This is a genomic window from Mycobacterium sp. 050272 (genome assembly GCF_039023525.1).
Lineage (GTDB): Bacteria > Actinomycetota > Actinomycetes > Mycobacteriales > Mycobacteriaceae > Mycobacterium.
Genome location: NZ_JBCHKV010000024.1, coordinates 42,441 through 58,116, shown reverse-complemented (window position 1 = coordinate 58,116; position 15,676 = coordinate 42,441). Strand labels below are relative to the sequence as shown.

Genomic DNA, 15,676 nt, shown 5'->3' with positions numbered 1-15,676 from the left:
CAATCCTCCACCGAGAGCATCCCTCCAAAAGACCACCAAGTGGGTCAACATTGCGGGACCCTCAGCGGTCTACTTTTCAGGAATCGACGACACGGGCACCATTCGGGAGGAACTGTCCCGGGTTGTCCGGATCAGGTTTGGGCTTGGCGCGGCGAACCATGTTCGCGATCGTGAGGTCCTCGGCCACCAGCAGGTCGTAGCGGGCCACGAGTTCGCGGGCCTGTTTGTGGTGAAAGTCCTTGCGCCGGTGGGCGATCTTACGGTGCCGCGCCGCCACCGTCTCCCGGCGCGCGGCCCGGTTACGGGAGCCACGTTTGGCGCGCTGTAGTCGCCGCTGGGCCATCTGCAACCGGGTGGCCTCCTGACGTGCCCACCGCGGATTAGCGACCGCGCTGCCATCAGACAGCGTCGCATACGTCATGACCCCGACGTCGATACCGACCTGGCCACCGGTGGCCGGCAACGGTCTTGTCGGCACGTCATCGCAGGACAACACCAGCATCCAACGCCGGCCCGCCCGTTTGACCTGGATTGTCTTCACACGGCCCTCGACCCGCCGATGCAGATGCACCTTCACCTGGCCGATCCCTTGCAGATACACCCGCTTGGCCTCGGGCAGCCAGCGGGCCCCGTCACCGTCTTTGGGCCACTGCACGCTGTCGAAGCGGGCCGTGCCCTTGAACCGCGGATACCCGGGAGTCTCGCCGCGTTTCACCCGGCGGAAGAACCCGTCGAACGCCTTATTCAACCGCCGCAGCGTGGCCTGCTGGCTAGAAAACGACCACAGCGCCTGATCCGGTCGCAGACTGCGGATCTCGCTCAGCTGCCCAGACTGATCACCGTAAGAAATCCGAGTCTTGCTGTGCACCCACGCATCCCGACGCTCCTGCAAAGCAGCGTTATACAACTCGCGGTGAGCGTCCACACACGCGGCCAACCCCACATGCTGGCGTGCGGTCGGCCGCAAACGAAACACATACGCCCGTCTCACGCCGACACCCCATCACCGGGACACCGCCAGCCAAACATGACCGCACCCTACGCAACGACCCTGACAAAACCCGCCACCCCACGCTGTTCACCAGCCCCGATCCCCCCGACGGCTAAAGCCGCCGGCGAGCTGCCCTGCCCCCGGAGACCACGGTGTGCGACTTCAACAACGAGGCAAACGTGCACACTATTCACGCGCTCTTTGACAGCGCGATCGCCGCACTGGAACACGGTGCTGCTGCGACACACGTCGCCTAACCTCAGCCCCGTGTGCGGCGTTGCTCAGCGCCGTCAATTGATGTCGCAATAATATTTGAAATCGATTGCCCCACTGCGGGTGTCACGGACGTCTTCATAGATTCGCGGCAGGCAACCGCACGCAACTCGCCAAAATATCTTCGGGGTGTCAGGCCATCTACGATTCGGCGCTGAGCTCGGCGATGAGCTTCTCGATGCGGCGCTGATCCTCCTCGGTGACCGGCTGTTCGGATTCAGCGGCCTCCACCACATCGGGGGCAACGTCCATTGCGCCGGCGGCCTCGTCGACGCTGAGCGCGGCCCCCGAACGTGCCGTGTAAAGGCGCTGGCCTAACGTGGCGCCCGCGGCCGCCGCGGCACGCACCATCAGATCGCCGTATCGCTGCCGGATGAGCCTGAGCGCCCTAATCACCTCTGGTGAGCCTTGGCTGCTGCGCACCGCCCGCGCTGTGATCGCCTCCACTGTCCGTAAATCGGCGAGTACCCGGCGGGCCCGCTCCCCAAAGCTGGCATCGCTGTCGGCCGGTAGCGCATCGGCAGACGCCAGCACTTGATCGACGGCAACCGTGACCGCATCCGTAATCACCGCGCCGGGGTCCGACTCGCTGCGCACTGGTTCGATAGCGCCGCTTACGACACTTGTTCTGCCGTCGTACAGCTTTGCCAGCGCGCCGGGAGGCCACTGGACCACCTGCTCGAGCTTGGCCCTGGTGCGCTCACGGGGCCAAGCCCGCCCCTTTTCAAACGCGATCAGGTTGGGCGCGCCGATGATGCCCTGTTTTGCCAATTCACGCTGTGAGATGCCTAATTCCTCGCGGCGGGCAGCAAACGCCGCACCGGCGCGGGCCACGCCGACCGTCTCCGCGTGGTCGTGCATCGGGTCAGTGTATCGGCTGTCTGGCGCAGACCCATAGAGCTGGCGAGCGACACGTCTGCCCCGCCGATTACGTTTGCTGCTTACGCTGTCGCTTACGCAGGCCCCCATTGTGCTTATGTTTAATGCTTGCGATGCTTACGTTAGGGCGCTAACGTTAGCGCCTATCTAGTGATAACGCTCAGTGGGAGGAGCGACCGTGACCGTACTTTTGGAACCACCGCCCGTACTGACCGCCATCCCATGCGTGGCTGACCCAGATCGCTGGGCCGAAGGCGGCAATGACCCCACCCTCAAGGCCCTGTGCCGGGGGTGCCCCCGCCGTTGGCTGTGCGCGAAAGAAGCCCTACACACGCCGGGCATCGAAGGCTTAGTTGCCGGGATCCACGTCCCCAAAGAGGGCCGCAGGCGCACCTTCGCGTTGCGTCAATTGCAATCGCTGTCCGCCTACGCCGGCTATGCCGACCAGCCCGTCATCCCTTAGCTATGGCGACTCTATTGCGCCCTCTGCAACCCCCAGCGATTCCACCGCGTCGATCGACGCCGCCCACCCCTGACACACCACCACCCGCGCCGTCACCACCGTTCCACGACCCTCGCGACTGGGGGCAGCCACCATCGCCGATGCCCAAATCGACTGCACGGCAAAGGGGTTACTCCCCAACACCGGCGCGCCTGCCGGCATTGCCGGGGGAGCCCCCGTGACCCAGCGGTCCACCACCACCGAGGGCTACTGCGGATTGCTCTGTGCCCAGGAAATCCAGCTCGACCCACACGGGCGCCGACATCGGTGCCGGGTCAAGACAAGATGGCGCGCGACCGCACCGAACACCACCCCGACAGTGCCGCCGGCGCGGCCCCGCACGCCCAACGTGCCTTTCGCGCAAGTCAGGTGGCCAGCCGTGCCATCGCCGGTCCCACGCACCGACACGTCGAAAAACCCACCACTGACACACCGGCCAACTCGAGCGGTGCCATGCAGCTCACCCCATGCACGCACCCTTAGAAACGGACCGAACACACCGACCACATCACCACCGGCGCGGCGGGGGTCCCCGGAAAGGGGCGACCCCCGCCCCCAACGGGCTCCCCCGCGTGACGGCTGTGACTGATGTTACGGCGTGTCATTCTCGGATTCCGCGCGACATACGGCATCCTCCAATGAAGGCGGATATCCGCCTGTGAAGTACGCGGCGGATATCCGCCGCCGGGTAGGCAGAGCGCAGCACCGACTGAAAGGACACCCCCGGCGACTGCCGGTCTCACCAAAATCAGTGCCACACAACCACATACAGCGCCCGCGATAGCACCCTAGACGGCGAAACCCCCGGCCCGAAGGCCGAGGGTACCCGGTTCGAGCTGCAACTCGAACCGATTTGATGCTTTCGCGAAAATCCCCACCTCGAAGGGAATCGTCATGAAAGACGCATTCCACGGTAGCGCACACCTTGTGCACGGTCTAGCAACACCGCCCCGTGGATCGACCCACACCATAGTTCATCCGTATCGCGGCAGCAGTCGATCGTCTCGTCGCCGCGGGACCGCCCGCACCGCGTCGGTCTGGATTCAGCGCGTCGGCGCCCACTGCGTCAACCGCGTCCCACAGATCATCCTCGAACTCGACACCCCCTGGGCGGCCATTCCCTGCTGGACTGGTCGAGCCCAGCGGTGGGCACAGTCAACCGTGCCCACCGCCTACATGCTGCGCTACGACACCCACGTGCGCCCCGCGATGCCCAACAATCCGATCAGCTTGAAAACCCTTGTCGCCGTGGCCGAAGCGCGTGCGTCCTTCGCCGACTACCGAACCGGGCGCGACTGCCGGCCAACCAACGCCCGGCTCGCCCACGTGACGGGACTGTCGGTTCGCACGGTGCAGCGGGCCTCGACCGCGCTGCGACTGCTTGGCGTCGCGACCGAAGTGATGCGGGGTCGTCAGCGCACGCGGACCGAGCGGTTCGCAAGTTGGCGCGTTGGGGATAAAGGTCGCGGATGGGCCTCGGTGTGGGTGTTGCATGATTGCCGAATTCAGTCGCTGTCACCCCATCCCGAAGGGTCTTACTTACTTTTAAAAAACTCACCTAAAGCAGTACTCACTACCCGACCCCGGCGCCAAACCGCCGGTAGCAGCGCCGCTACGCGGCGCCAACGCCCGGAAACCCGGGCACTGACCCTGGCAAACAAATGGGTCGCCAGCGAGCAAAGTCCTCCCTGGGCTCGCCGCTACCGAACCGGTACACCGTGGGCACACGTCTTGGCGGGGCCGGCCCGACACGGCTGGACGGCACGGGATGTCAACACCCTCATCAGCGACTGGGTCGGTACCGGGCATTGGGTGCCGGAGAGTCCGCACAAACCGATCGGTCTGTTGGGGGCGATCCTGGCGGCGCACGGGGATCTCCACAACCGCCCGTCCGCTCTCGACGAGGCACGAGAACACCAAGAGCTCGAGCAGGCACGTGCCCGTGTCGCCGCGCAGCTGGCCGCCCGCGACGCCCACCGCGACAAACGCGAAGCCGGTCGCGCCGCGCTGGCCGGGCCTGGACGCCAAGCCGCCCGCAAGGCACTCGACGACATCCGGCAGCGAGCGCAGCGCCGACGCCACGACAACCCCGATGCACAAGGGTCGCGATGAGCACCTGCCCTCCCCCGCTGCGGCCGAATGATCTTGCCTGTCAACGGGATCCCGAACAATGGTTCAACCGCCGCCGACGCCGCGACACGCTCCGCCAATGCCTGCAGTGCCCGGCGCGGCCCTGGTGCGCTCAGCAAGCGCTGAAATGGCAGGCCTCCTGGGGGATGTGGGCGGCCGTGTGGATCGACGGACGACATGGCGACGCTGCGCCGTACTTGCATGCCATCGCCGCCGACGACGACGTGGTCATCGATTACCGCCCGGCGGTCAGCGAAATTCTCAGCAGCCCTCGCCCGCCAGCGCCCGCACCGCTGCACCGCCCCGTGGTATCCGCCCGGGCGCGCTCGACAGATGCCGCGGTGCTCGCTCGCAGCTGCGGGCACTGCGAAGTCTTCGCCGACGGCTGCCGCTACACGTTCGACCGCATCGTCAGGCGGCACCCCGGCGAGCGAAGCGCTGAAAATCCCAGTCCCACAGCGCTATTCGCGGCATGCGTGGCCTGCGCCGAGATCGTCAACAGTCTCGGCGCACGGTGGGCAACCCGGCTAGGCTATGTCGTCAACGAGGGACGCGATCCCGCAAGCGTGCCGTTCTATTGGCGGGGGTCCCGATGGGTGCTGCTCGACCGCGACGGATGGCTCACCGAAGTGCGCGCCGACGCGCAAAGTGCATAGCCACTTAACCGCGGTTAATTCTGCGCAGCAGGGCGCCGCCGGCGCCGGACCAGAGCCTCCTCGACGAGGTCGGACGCGAAATCTTGCGCGGTGAGAAGCACATCGTCACGTTTGGCTTCCAGCCACGCCTGACGCACCCGCTGCGCCGTGGCCGACCGCAGCCGCAACGTACGCGGCGCCGCACTTTCAACCGCGGCGACGGGGTGTGCAGGTGCCGGCAGCGCACTTACCGAGGCCGCAGGCCCTTCCGTCACTGTGACAGTCGGCGTTACGGGTGTCGTTTCGGCAGGCTCGGTGACTTCCGGTATCCGGCGGGTCTGGGCCCCTGCGGTCGACAACATCCCCAGCACAGCAGCGGCGGTGTCTTTTTTAGGCATGGTGCTTTCCTCGATTCCGTCGGCCCTCATCGACGAGAGCCATGACCTCCACGGTGAAACTTGCGTACGCCTGCGCCAGATCCGGATCGGCGTCCAGGTCGCCCAATACGACCTGATCGCTGACCATCCGTTCGGCGGCGGTTCGCTTCGGAATGGTCGTATCGAAAATCGGCAGGCCGTCGTTGCGCAACGCGTTGAGCGTCTCGCGGCTAATCAGCGTCTGGGACTCATACTTCGTCACCAGCACTCCCAGAAAGGTGGCCGACAGCACCCGATGCTCGCGCAACGTCGCAGACCATTCCAGGAACATGTTGACACCACGCCTGCCCCACTTGCTGGCGTCGGTCGGCACGATGAACCAGTCGGCGGCGTTGAGCGCCGTGATCACTAACTGACCCAGATTCGGCGACAGGTCCAGCACGATCGCGTCGTAATCCCGCGACACCTGCTGTAGCGCCATGGCGAGCTGCTCCTCGCGCCGGTGCATGGTGACCAGTTCCTGATCCAGCTTGGCGACCGCCAACGTGGAGGGCACCAGGTCGAGGTTGTCCAGCCGCGTCTTGCGGATCACCTTGCTGATCGGCGCCCCGTCGCCGATCAGATCGTAGATGTCGAACTCGACATCGTCGTCCGGATCAAACATCGACGTCGAATTGCCCTGCGGGTCGCAATCGGTCAACAAGGTGCGCCATCCCGCACGTGCCATGCCGGCCGCCAGGTTCACCGCGGTAAAGGACTTCCCTACCCCGCCCTTATGGTTGGCAATCGCAATCACTTCAGCTTTCACGATCGTCACTCCTTTAACTTTGCTCACATCTATTAGAGCAAGGTGATCCAGTGTTTTGGTGGCTCGGCGACGGTGTGTCGCCGTGACGAGATCGCGGCGTGATGCAGAGATCAGGTGACGCTGCGACAGCGTGATCGGATCAGCAGGCCACAGCGTGACGGAGTTATCCCGTCACCGTGTCGCCACGTGATCCAGCGATCACATCACGCAGTCGCGCGGCGAGCACAACACCACATCACCCCATGACCACGTGACTAGGTGACTGGGTGACCAGGTGACCAGGTAATCGGATCCCTGCGTGACGCGATCACGGCGCAACACGGTCATCGCGTCACGCGATCACGTCGCCACAGGGCGTCTCGGTGATCAGAACACGTCGTGATCACGCCACCCGGTCACCCGGCCACGTGGTGATCAGGTCACGTGGTGATGCGGCGAGCTGGTGATGGCATCACCGGATGACCGAGCAATCGAGTCACGCGGCGACCGCGTGAGTCGGTGACGTCATCACGCCGTGATCTCGTGATCTCGTGATCCGAACACGAAATGCACTATCACCGTGACGAAATTATCCGGTGACGGGCTCACCCAAACACCGGCGCCAATGCGAGCGCGAACGGGGGAGTACCCGCTGGCAAACCCAACCATCGCTCGAGCGTGATCGCCGTAGCGCCCCGTGGTGCATCGGCAGCAGGTGGGAAACCCGCCGCCCAGCTCCCAATCGACCAGGCTCGCCCCTCGGTGCGCCGACGCCGGCGTCATCGCGTTCCGCCGCGTCCAGGGCCGCGTCGGGACCGCCCACGCCGCGCGTCACGCTCGATCGGAGATTCGTTGATGCGACCGCGTCGGTCGGTGAGGATGACCGGATGTCGGCTGTGAAGTTCGTGCGGCGCATGGACACGGCGACCGACGCAGTCGCCCGCGACCGCAAGCTCATGGTTTCCGTCCCGTAAGCGTGTCGACCTCGCCCGCTGGTAGTTAGCGCCCCACCGAACCCCGGCTTGGGCGGTGCGCAACGAGGCCGCTGACGGGGTAAGTCGTGCGTTCGGCGTGCGGGGGAGGGGCGATCTTCGGCCCTAACGGCGTGGAGGTGAGCCGCACGGGCGCGTGATCGTATCGAGGCGCACCCGATGTGGAGGGCCTAGGCAGGCTGACACCCAGAGCGGCCGCAGGTCGTGACGTTCTGGCCAGAAAGTGCGGTCTCGATGCTCCCTGGCCACAGATTGCACAGCGCGTAGTGACCGCATGACAGTGTTACGGGTTAGCCACTTAACCGCGGTTAAGTCCAATGCGCCCGATCTGGGGCCGAAACCGCATCTCGACGCATCGCCGTGCCGTGTCGCATCACGGAGCCGATTTGCTCGCAGGCAACCCGCCGCCCTCAATGCACCGACAGCGGCCTCCGATGGGCCCCACAGCGGCCGCGGTAATCACGAGGCCGCGCGGGTCGCGGAGCCCAATTCCGCGAACTGGCTACGCAGACCGTCGGCGCGGGCCAGCAAGGTATGCACCGCGTAGGGCCGCGTGCTGTCCAGGCTGAGCACGGTCGGCGCCGTCCGCAGCTCCGCGGAGGCCAAACCAAGGATCACCATGGTCGCCGAGGTGAAGTCGTCGGCGCGGGCGTCGATATCAAGCTCGTCGACCCAGTCGCGTTCCGCGACATCAAAACGGTCGGCCTGGTCTACCAAGCCCGTCATGACCGAGCGCAATTCGTCGCGGCGCGCGCAAAGCCACGCCTGCTCAGCCGGCAACCGTTGACAGCGTTCGCGTTCAGCTTGCCGAGAGGCACGGCTGATCTTCTCGTCGGGCCGGTCATAGCGCAGGAGCGCCTCCAGCCGGTCGATGCGGTCGAGAACCCCTTGCTTGCCGACACCCACTTGGGCGCCCAGTTGAGACAGAAAAAGGCCACGCTCGCGGCCGGCCTTCAAGAAGTACAGCTCGCGCCGCCGATCCTCCCACCACAGCCAATTGTTCAACGTCAGCGCATCGCACACATCGGCTTGCAGAACCCAGCGCGGGATTTCACGATCGCTGTATTTGCGCAGGTAGTCGAGCACTTCACGGGGATCCGACTCGGGGGATTCCGGCAACAACTCGCGGTGGCGGTCATCGACTTTCGCGCGTCGCCGTGCGATCCTGACCACGGCCCGCTCGAGCTCGGACCGATGCACCTTGGGGCGAATGGCCACCCTGTCAGTATTTCACTGACAGATAGACGCCGCAGTTTGCGACACGGCCTGCATAGCGTTGACGCACAAGCCGATTCATGACCGTCACCCGCGGCTATCACGGTGTGGGTCCCGACCCGCGCTCCGCCGCGCACGCTGTGAGCCGGCAACGCCTGAGCGCAGCGCCCAGGTGACTTCCTTCGCGGGACAATACCCTTCGCCAACGCCGGGACGATGGCTCGCACACCGCCGCAGTACACCCGTTGTTTGCCACTTAACCGCGGTTAAGAGGTGCGCGGTGAATCTTGGCAGCTGAACAGGACTTTCACCGTCCAAGGTGGCCGCTCGAACAGATCGGCCACTTTGCCGATCACCCGGACATTTGCGGTCAACAAGCGATTCGCCCCGCGTGTTGAGGCGACAGTCCCACCACCGCACCGTAGACTGCGGCTGTCTCAACCGAAGTACTCCGTATCGACGGGGGAAGCATACGGGAGGCCATTCATGGCTGTTCATGTCGTTCTCAATCAGAAGGGCGGCGTCGGTAAAAGCACGATCGCGGTCAACTTGGCCGCCGTGACCGCCGACGTCCTCAACCGCAACGACGATCCGGACGCGAGCTCACCCGTCGCCGCGGTCTCCGTCGATCCGCAGGGCTCCGCGATCTGGTGGGCCGCGCGCCTCAATGATCTGCCCTTCCACATCGTGCAGGCCCATGACGACCTCGACGGGCTCAAGCGCCTCGGCGAACTCCCCGGGATCGCACACGTCTATGTCGACACCCCCGGGTGGATCGACCTCGAAGCCGACGACAACACCGTCGACCCGCTCGGCCGGGGGCCGGCCGCCGACGCCCTAAGGGTCGTCCTCGATGTCGCCGACCGCGTCATCGTGCCCATCGAAACCGAACCGCTCAGCTTCGATCCCACCGCGCGCACCATCACCAAAGTGATTCAGCCCCGTGGCATCCCCTATACCGTGGTCATCAACAACTGGGATCCGCGCGACGGCCTCCATGATCTCAACGAGACCAAAGAATTCGTCAAAGCCAACGGGTGGCCGCTGGCCCATACCGTGATCCGCCACTACAAGCTGCACGCCCGCGCCAGCGCGGACGGGCAGGTGGTCACCGAGTACCCGGCCAATCGTGTGGCGTTGCAGGCGCGGGAGGATTTCTACAAATTCGCGCTTGAGCTCAACGTGGGCGGGGGACGCTGATGGCACGCGGCCAGCGCACCAATCTCGCCAGCCTCGCAAACACGGTCGGCGACAACTCACCGGTCGAACTGAGCGCCCCCCTTCCCGGCCGCACCACACCGCTGACGGATCTGACTCCCAATCCGCGCAACCCGCGCGATGATCTCGGCGATCTCGCCGACCTCGAGTCGATCGCCGACATGCAGCTGCAGCCGGCCGTGGTCGTCACCAAGGGCGCCTATCTCAAGCTGTATCCCGACGACTCGATCACGACCCGCTTCGTCGTCGTCAACGGATGCCGACGGCTGGCGGCTGCCCACAAATACGGCCGCACCGACCTAGCCGTCGTCCTCAATGATGAGATCGCCCGGGATCGGGTCACCCTGATTTCAGCCTCGATCGCCGAGAACGTCGACCGGCAGGACTTCGACGTCATCGAAGAGGCCAAGGCGGTGGAGTCTTTGGTGCGCGAATGCGGCAGCGCGGTCGACGCGTCCGTCCGGCTCCGTAAGACCCAAGCCTGGGTCTCGCAACGACGGGCGCTGTTGGCGCTGGCGCCCGAGCTGCAAACCGCTTTGCGTCGCGGCGAATTGGCGATCCGGGAAGCCCGCGCGCTGGCCCGGGTGCCCCTCGAGCAGCAAGTCGTGCGATGGCGAGCCGCTCAAGAAAAGAAGACCGACGACCAGTCCAACGGCACTCGCGATCCGCGATCGCCCAGCCCGTCGCGTCTCATCGCCACCGCGCTCAGCGCATTCAACACCAAACCGCAACTGCTTGCCGAGGCGCTGCGCACGCATCTCGGCACCGACGGCGTCAAGACGCTACTTGCGATGCTCGGCGAGGAATCAGCGACGGTCTAGGCACCTCGGCGGTGCGTCACGTGACGATTTACCGCCGCAGGGATTCGTCGTGGTTTCAGCCGCTAGTGACCGGCCCCAACAACGCTCCGCTCGAAGCGATTTCGTTGGGCTATAACTCGGCGCGGTAGTGCCCACTACAGCTGGTCGGCCAGCTCGCCCAGATTGCCCGGCGTCATGAACTGCGCCAGCGCGTCTAAGTAACTGCGCGCCACCGCCCGATACTTGTCGGTCGCCTCGTTGGTGGCACGATCGGCGTCGAGTAGATCCTGCTGCGCAGCGATCAGCAAGCGGTTGGCCTCGGTCAGCGAAACCAACTGTGCGCGAAGCCCATCGACCTCAATGCTCGACGGTGGGGCGACGGTGGCGGCACCGGGCAGCGGCGGAAGCTCATCGGCGTAGACATACCACCGCAAGCGCTCGGGACGCGGCATCGCTCCGCCGCGGATCTCGCCGGACGTGATCGCGCGGATCAGTGTCCGCGGATCCTTCTTGAGCCGCTTGGCGGCCTCCGACAACGACACGACCGGACCGCCCGGTGTGGTTTCCACACCCGGCGGCGGCTGCTTCGCAAGAGTCATCGTCGAATTACGTCGGCCGCTAAGAGCCGCAGTCCTCCTTTAGGACACTATGCTGCTAATTAGAGACATCATAGCGACATGGCGACACTCTTCACGGCCCGATGTGCCTAATTAACGACACAAATGTCGTAAACTAACAACGTCACGACGAGGTGAGGTCGACCCCGCCGAGGTGCCGGAGGAAACGTGAGCAACAGCGAGCAGCGAAAGCTGACAGGCAAGGTCCTAGTTCGCTTTACCAAAGAGGACCTTCAAGCGCTACAGGAAGCCGCCGATCGACAGGGCGTCACCCTGCCGCACCTGATGCGCGAACTCAGCCTGCGCACCCTGGTGTCGCAGGCATCCTGACCCGCCGCGTCGATCCCTATGACACGACGCCCCAAGAGACCGAACACACCCGCCGTGGGGGAGTAACGACGCAATCAGTCGCTCAGGCAAACTGCGCCGGACAAGATCCGCCCAACAGTGCTGGGATGCACCTTGTGAAGGGTGCCCGATCGTGCTCGGCAGTCCCTGCGGCAAATTCCGCCAACACTGCGGCCACGATGGCCGGGCCCACCGCCGACGAGTTGGTTCGGTGCGGTGTGACGTCGCAGCACCCTCCACCGTCGACGGTAAGGCCATCAAGATCGCCTCGATGATCGACGAACACACCCGCGAGTCGCTACTGAACATCGTCGGGCGGTCGATCACTGCGCGGCGGCTCGTCGCCGAGCTAGAGGTGGTGTTCGCCGCGGCGGGTGGTCCTCCGACGGTGTCGCGGATGGACAACGGTCCGGAGTTGGTTTCTCAAGCGCTGCAACAGTTTTGCGATGGCAAGGTCCGAATGTCCTACATTTCGCCCAGCCAGCCTTGGGATAACGGCCACATCGAATCGACGAGGACTATGAGAACCTGGAGCACGAGAGGGTCCGCCAAAACTTCGCCAGCGCGCACGACCTGATCCTCAGCAGGCAGCCGGAGATTCGGACAAATCAACCCCGCTCAACACCGGCCCGCCTGCAATCCGCCGGGTAAACAACCCACGGTGCTGGGCGCCGGCCACAATACGTCCGACCGTGCTGTGATGCAGATTGTGGCGGCGGCCGATGGTGCTCGGCGCGGTTCCCGCAGCGTTTTCAGCCAACACGGCCGCCACGACCGCCGGATCCTTTGACGTCACACCGTCGCGAACCAGCTGATCGGCCGCCGGCCGCCACTGCTTGACGTCCACACTCGCACCGGGCACAGCGTCCACGGCCGCCAGCGACCGGTTCGCACCCTCTGATCGCGACCGATACGGCTTACTGGGCCCAGCCGGTGGAGAAGGAGCCAGCGGCGGGGGAGCGGGCCGTGCAGCGGGTTGCGAAGCCCGTGGCTGCCTCGCTCGCGGTGAGGAAGCCACACCCTGTGCCGCCTGAGCTGACGAGGTAGCAGCCGCGGCTAGCACGTCACGCACCTCGTCGACATGCTCGGAAGCCGGCGCGGCTGCGGGCACCGCGCGTGGGGGAGAAAGCGACAACAGCGACAGCGTGGAATTGGCGATCGACACGTCGATGGCCACCGGCCATAGCCATGCTCGAGATGCTGGCATGCCCAGCGCTACCGCCAGGTCACGCAGCGCGTCAAATGACAGGATGAACGCGCACCCTGCCAGAGCGAAGGTCATCGCCAGCGCGAGCCAGTAGATGAAGCCGACGCGTCGGGTCTTGACCAACAGGGCCACCGAGTGGGTGGCCCCTAAGAGCACCGCCGGCGGCACGACAGCCGCCGCCGCGGCGAGTCGAACGGTTCCCGGGGGCGCGGTCAACACGGCGTGGGCGACGTTGCCGGCGACCGAAACGCTGGTCGCCAACAACAGCCACGTCCAGAAGAAACGCACCGCCGCGCGCGTCTCTTTGGTGGTTTCCTCAGCAACCATCGACTACCTTCCCGTGGCGTGCGTGACCCCGAGGGCCTCGACGTTCCGGGCCTCATCGGGAGCTGACCTTTTTAGCGTATGGCCGCCAGAGTGCTTCACATGCACAACTTTCGGCCACCTGACGCATCGTCCGCCGATAGTTACCGCATCGCGCCGGACGACGCATTCGCCGCTTCACGGTCGTGCGTGCGGGGAACCTACGTGTACGACCCGAATTGCTCGACAAACCACCTTCAAGGGTGAATTACGTTCGGCGCCAAGGATGCTCATCCAACATCGCGGTGACGATCCCCACGAGTTCGGCTTCTCCGTTGCTACGCAGATGCTCGGTCACCGCCTCAATCCGTTGCAGCAGAGCACCATAGGCATTGGCCGCGGCCGCGACATAAGTCTGTGCGACCTGCACTTCCCAAGCTGAGCTGAAGCGCGACGGAAGGGTGCGTAGCTGTTCCGACAGCCCCCAGGCTTGCTCTTGGACGGCGCCCACCAGGCTGCCCACCAGCTCCGCGTCACTGCCCGCTCGTGACCGCCCGTCATCAGCTGCGGCGGCCTCGAGCACGTAATCAACCTGGCGCACCGTAGACAATGCGTCTTCGATCGCACCGGTATGCGCGCGGACCTGCGCCGGAGGGACGGGAATACTTAACAGGGTTTCCGTGGAACCCGTGTCGCTTACAGCGGCGGCCAGGCGGATCTCCTCGCGCTCGGCGTGAACCCGGGCAATCTCGGTGTGCACCGCCTGGTTCGCGGCCGTAATGGCCGCATCGGCCTGCCGGCGGGCCTCGGCGACGTGTGCCGCGGCCTCGGCGCGCACCTGCTCAGCCTCGGTCTGCGCCCGAGCGGTCGCCTCCTGCACCGCGGCGCTTGCCTTCGCTATCTGCTCCTGGGCAGCAGCGATTTCTCCGCTGGCCTGCCCCCGCGCCGCCGCAACAGCGTCCGCGGCGTCGGCTCGTACCTGCTCAAGTTCGCCACGAACCTGCTGCACCCGATGTTCGGCGGCCTGACGCTCGTTAGCGCGCTCGGCCATCCGCTGCCCGGCCCGCTCTTCGGCCGCCCGAACCTCTTCCCGAGCCGCCGCCACGTGGGTCTCGGCGTCGGCCCGGACCCGGGCCAGCTCGTCTTGCAGCTCCTGGATGGTTCGTTCGGCCGCCGCCCGCTCAGCGATGCGTTCCGTCGACCGTTGTTCGGCGCGCGCTTCAGCGGCGGTGAGCGCTTCCCGGGCGGCCGCTGCATCGGCGGCAGCCCCGGCTCGTAGCTGTTCGAACTCGCCGCGCAGCAAGTCCAACCGTTGTTGGGCCGCTGCCCGTTCCTCGGCGCGCTGGGCGTCTTTGCGGGCGCTTTCGGCTTCTACCGCCCTCACCCGCTCACGCGCCGCGGTAGCCGCGTGCGCCGACTGCTCTGCTTGAGCGCGCGCAGCATCCGCTGCTGCTTCGGCGTCCCGCCGATCTTGGTCAGCTTTCTCGGCCTGGCGCTCGGCCAGAACGCGCCGGTGGTCGGCTTGCACCAGCTGCTGCACCATCGAAAGGCGTTTGGGCGCAGAGCCGAAACGCCGGCGGTGATCGATGAGATCCTGTTCACTCATCGCCGCCGCTGCGGCAACCTCTGCAGGAGGCGCGGTCCCACCTCGGGTCGCCGCAGCGAGCGCGGCTTGCGCCGCCTGCCTGGTTACCGCCGCCCACGTCTCGACGTCGAGTTCCTCAATCTGCTGCATCAGAGGAGTCATTGGCGGCGGCGCCTCCCGCCGGCAGGGACCTTCGCCGCGGGTGGGCTCGCGTCCTCACCCGCGCCCGCCGCCACCAGGTCCGGGTCCCCGTTCGACACCGGCTTTGCACCCGGGGCTGGATCTGCAGGCAATGGATTTACGGCCGTGACCTGTGGAAGGTCACCGCTTTGCTTAGCCAGCACCCGTGAGAGCTGAGTGAGCTGAACCGCGGCGGCCCTCACCAAGGCGGCGTCGTCGAGTTTCTGGGCGTCGTCGTGTATTCCCTGCAGGACGGCCAAGGCCAATTCCGGTCCAAATCCCACCGTGGCGCCCTCGCTAGCGGCAGGCTCGATGCCACCCTTGTCCACCACCCATGCCAGCCTCTCTCGGCATTCCTGCACGCTCACAGCGCGTCGCTCGTCTTCGCGCAGCTCCCGGTGGTGGCGCTCTTGCTGCTCAAGCAGCAGACGATGCCGGTTAGAGAAACCGCGCCAGGCGAACACCGCGACACCGGCAACGATCAAGGCCGCAAGCAGCGCGCCGGCGCCGGCGAACCCCGCCGACGTCAAAAACTCACGCGCAGGCGGTAGCGCCGGCATCGCCTCCGTTAAGGGAACGCGCCCCGATAGCAGTGGGTTTGACGCAGTCATGAAAGCTCCTCCCGAACTTCATTTGT

16 protein-coding genes are annotated in these 15,676 nt (G+C 65.6%); 7 read left to right on the top strand and 9 right to left on the bottom strand.

The window, feature by feature from the left end:
* Nucleotides 1–76 precede the first annotated feature (76 nt).
* A complete protein-coding gene (locus AAHS21_RS29195; protein WP_342930863.1) occupies nucleotides 77–976 on the bottom strand; it encodes a transposase in 900 nt (299 codons plus the stop codon).
* Between the two features lie 429 nt (nucleotides 977–1,405).
* Entirely contained in the window at nucleotides 1,406–2,125 is a 720-nt protein-coding gene (locus AAHS21_RS29190) for an XRE family transcriptional regulator (protein ID WP_330981134.1), read from the bottom strand.
* A gap of 196 nt (nucleotides 2,126–2,321) precedes the next feature.
* On the opposite strand from AAHS21_RS29190, the gene AAHS21_RS29185 reads away from it, so the two are divergent.
* From AAHS21_RS29185 to AAHS21_RS29175, 3 genes are all read left to right on the top strand, one after another.
* Nucleotides 2,322–2,606 carry a transcription factor WhiB gene (locus AAHS21_RS29185; RefSeq protein ID WP_330981133.1) on the top strand — a complete coding sequence of 95 codons (285 nt, stop codon included), beginning with the start codon at nucleotides 2,322–2,324 and terminating at the stop codon, nucleotides 2,604–2,606.
* A 933-nt stretch (nucleotides 2,607–3,539) separates the two neighbouring features.
* Complete coding sequence (locus AAHS21_RS29180) at nucleotides 3,540–4,757, top strand: helix-turn-helix domain-containing protein (protein ID WP_342930862.1); 1,218 nt, start codon at nucleotides 3,540–3,542, stop codon at nucleotides 4,755–4,757.
* Entirely contained in the window at nucleotides 4,754–5,431 is a 678-nt protein-coding gene (locus tag AAHS21_RS29175; RefSeq protein ID WP_330981131.1) for a WhiB family transcriptional regulator, read from the top strand. The genes AAHS21_RS29180 and AAHS21_RS29175 overlap by 4 nt, the downstream gene beginning before the upstream one ends.
* Before the next feature lie 14 nt (nucleotides 5,432–5,445).
* On the opposite strand, the gene AAHS21_RS29170 is transcribed toward AAHS21_RS29175, so the two are convergent.
* From AAHS21_RS29170 to AAHS21_RS29160, 3 genes are all read right to left on the bottom strand, one after another.
* Nucleotides 5,446–5,808: a hypothetical protein gene (locus tag AAHS21_RS29170; RefSeq protein WP_330981130.1), complete on the bottom strand. Its 363-nt coding sequence runs from the start codon at nucleotides 5,806–5,808 to the stop codon at nucleotides 5,446–5,448.
* Nucleotides 5,801–6,595 (bottom strand): ParA family protein, encoded by a 795-nt coding sequence (locus tag AAHS21_RS29165; protein ID WP_330981129.1) that lies wholly within the window; start codon nucleotides 6,593–6,595, stop codon nucleotides 5,801–5,803. The genes AAHS21_RS29170 and AAHS21_RS29165 overlap by 8 nt, the downstream gene beginning before the upstream one ends.
* A 1,430-nt stretch (nucleotides 6,596–8,025) precedes the next feature.
* Nucleotides 8,026–8,784 (bottom strand): hypothetical protein, encoded by a 759-nt coding sequence (locus tag AAHS21_RS29160; RefSeq protein ID WP_330981128.1) that lies wholly within the window; start codon nucleotides 8,782–8,784, stop codon nucleotides 8,026–8,028.
* A gap of 483 nt (nucleotides 8,785–9,267) precedes the next feature.
* Here AAHS21_RS29160 and AAHS21_RS29155 point away from each other — a divergent pair, with 483 nt between their 5' ends.
* Both AAHS21_RS29155 and AAHS21_RS29150 read left to right on the top strand, forming a co-directional pair.
* Nucleotides 9,268–9,981: a ParA family protein gene (locus AAHS21_RS29155; RefSeq protein WP_330981127.1), complete on the top strand. Its 714-nt coding sequence runs from the start codon at nucleotides 9,268–9,270 to the stop codon at nucleotides 9,979–9,981.
* Entirely contained in the window at nucleotides 9,981–10,820 is an 840-nt protein-coding gene (locus AAHS21_RS29150; protein ID WP_330981126.1) for a ParB N-terminal domain-containing protein, read from the top strand. Before AAHS21_RS29155 ends, AAHS21_RS29150 begins: the two co-directional genes overlap by 1 nt.
* Nucleotides 10,821–10,954: 134 nt before the next feature.
* Here the strand turns inward: AAHS21_RS29150 and AAHS21_RS29145 are convergent, their stop codons facing one another.
* Nucleotides 10,955–11,398 carry a hypothetical protein gene (locus AAHS21_RS29145; protein WP_330981125.1) on the bottom strand — a complete coding sequence of 148 codons (444 nt, stop codon included), beginning with the start codon at nucleotides 11,396–11,398 and terminating at the stop codon, nucleotides 10,955–10,957.
* A gap of 186 nt (nucleotides 11,399–11,584) precedes the next feature.
* Between AAHS21_RS29145 and AAHS21_RS29140 the strand changes: the two genes are divergently transcribed.
* Both AAHS21_RS29140 and AAHS21_RS29135 read left to right on the top strand, forming a co-directional pair.
* Complete coding sequence (locus AAHS21_RS29140) at nucleotides 11,585–11,746, top strand: hypothetical protein (protein ID WP_330981124.1); 162 nt, start codon at nucleotides 11,585–11,587, stop codon at nucleotides 11,744–11,746.
* 229 nt (nucleotides 11,747–11,975) lie between these two features.
* Nucleotides 11,976–12,341 carry a DDE-type integrase/transposase/recombinase gene (locus AAHS21_RS29135; RefSeq protein WP_330981123.1) on the top strand — a complete coding sequence of 122 codons (366 nt, stop codon included), beginning with the start codon at nucleotides 11,976–11,978 and terminating at the stop codon, nucleotides 12,339–12,341.
* 3 nt (nucleotides 12,342–12,344) lie between these two features.
* On the opposite strand, the gene AAHS21_RS29130 is transcribed toward AAHS21_RS29135, so the two are convergent.
* From AAHS21_RS29130 to AAHS21_RS29120, 3 genes are all read right to left on the bottom strand, one after another.
* Nucleotides 12,345–13,298, bottom strand: coding sequence for a DUF2637 domain-containing protein (locus tag AAHS21_RS29130; RefSeq protein ID WP_330981122.1), 954 nt, complete (start codon nucleotides 13,296–13,298; stop codon nucleotides 12,345–12,347).
* Nucleotides 13,299–13,542: 244 nt separating this feature from the next.
* Nucleotides 13,543–15,009, bottom strand: a complete 1,467-nt coding sequence (locus tag AAHS21_RS29125) for a hypothetical protein (RefSeq protein ID WP_330981121.1) — start codon at nucleotides 15,007–15,009, stop codon at nucleotides 13,543–13,545.
* A gap of 8 nt (nucleotides 15,010–15,017) precedes the next feature.
* Nucleotides 15,018–15,650 (bottom strand): hypothetical protein, encoded by a 633-nt coding sequence (locus AAHS21_RS29120; RefSeq protein WP_330981120.1) that lies wholly within the window; start codon nucleotides 15,648–15,650, stop codon nucleotides 15,018–15,020.
* Nucleotides 15,651–15,676: the final 26 nt, after the last annotated feature.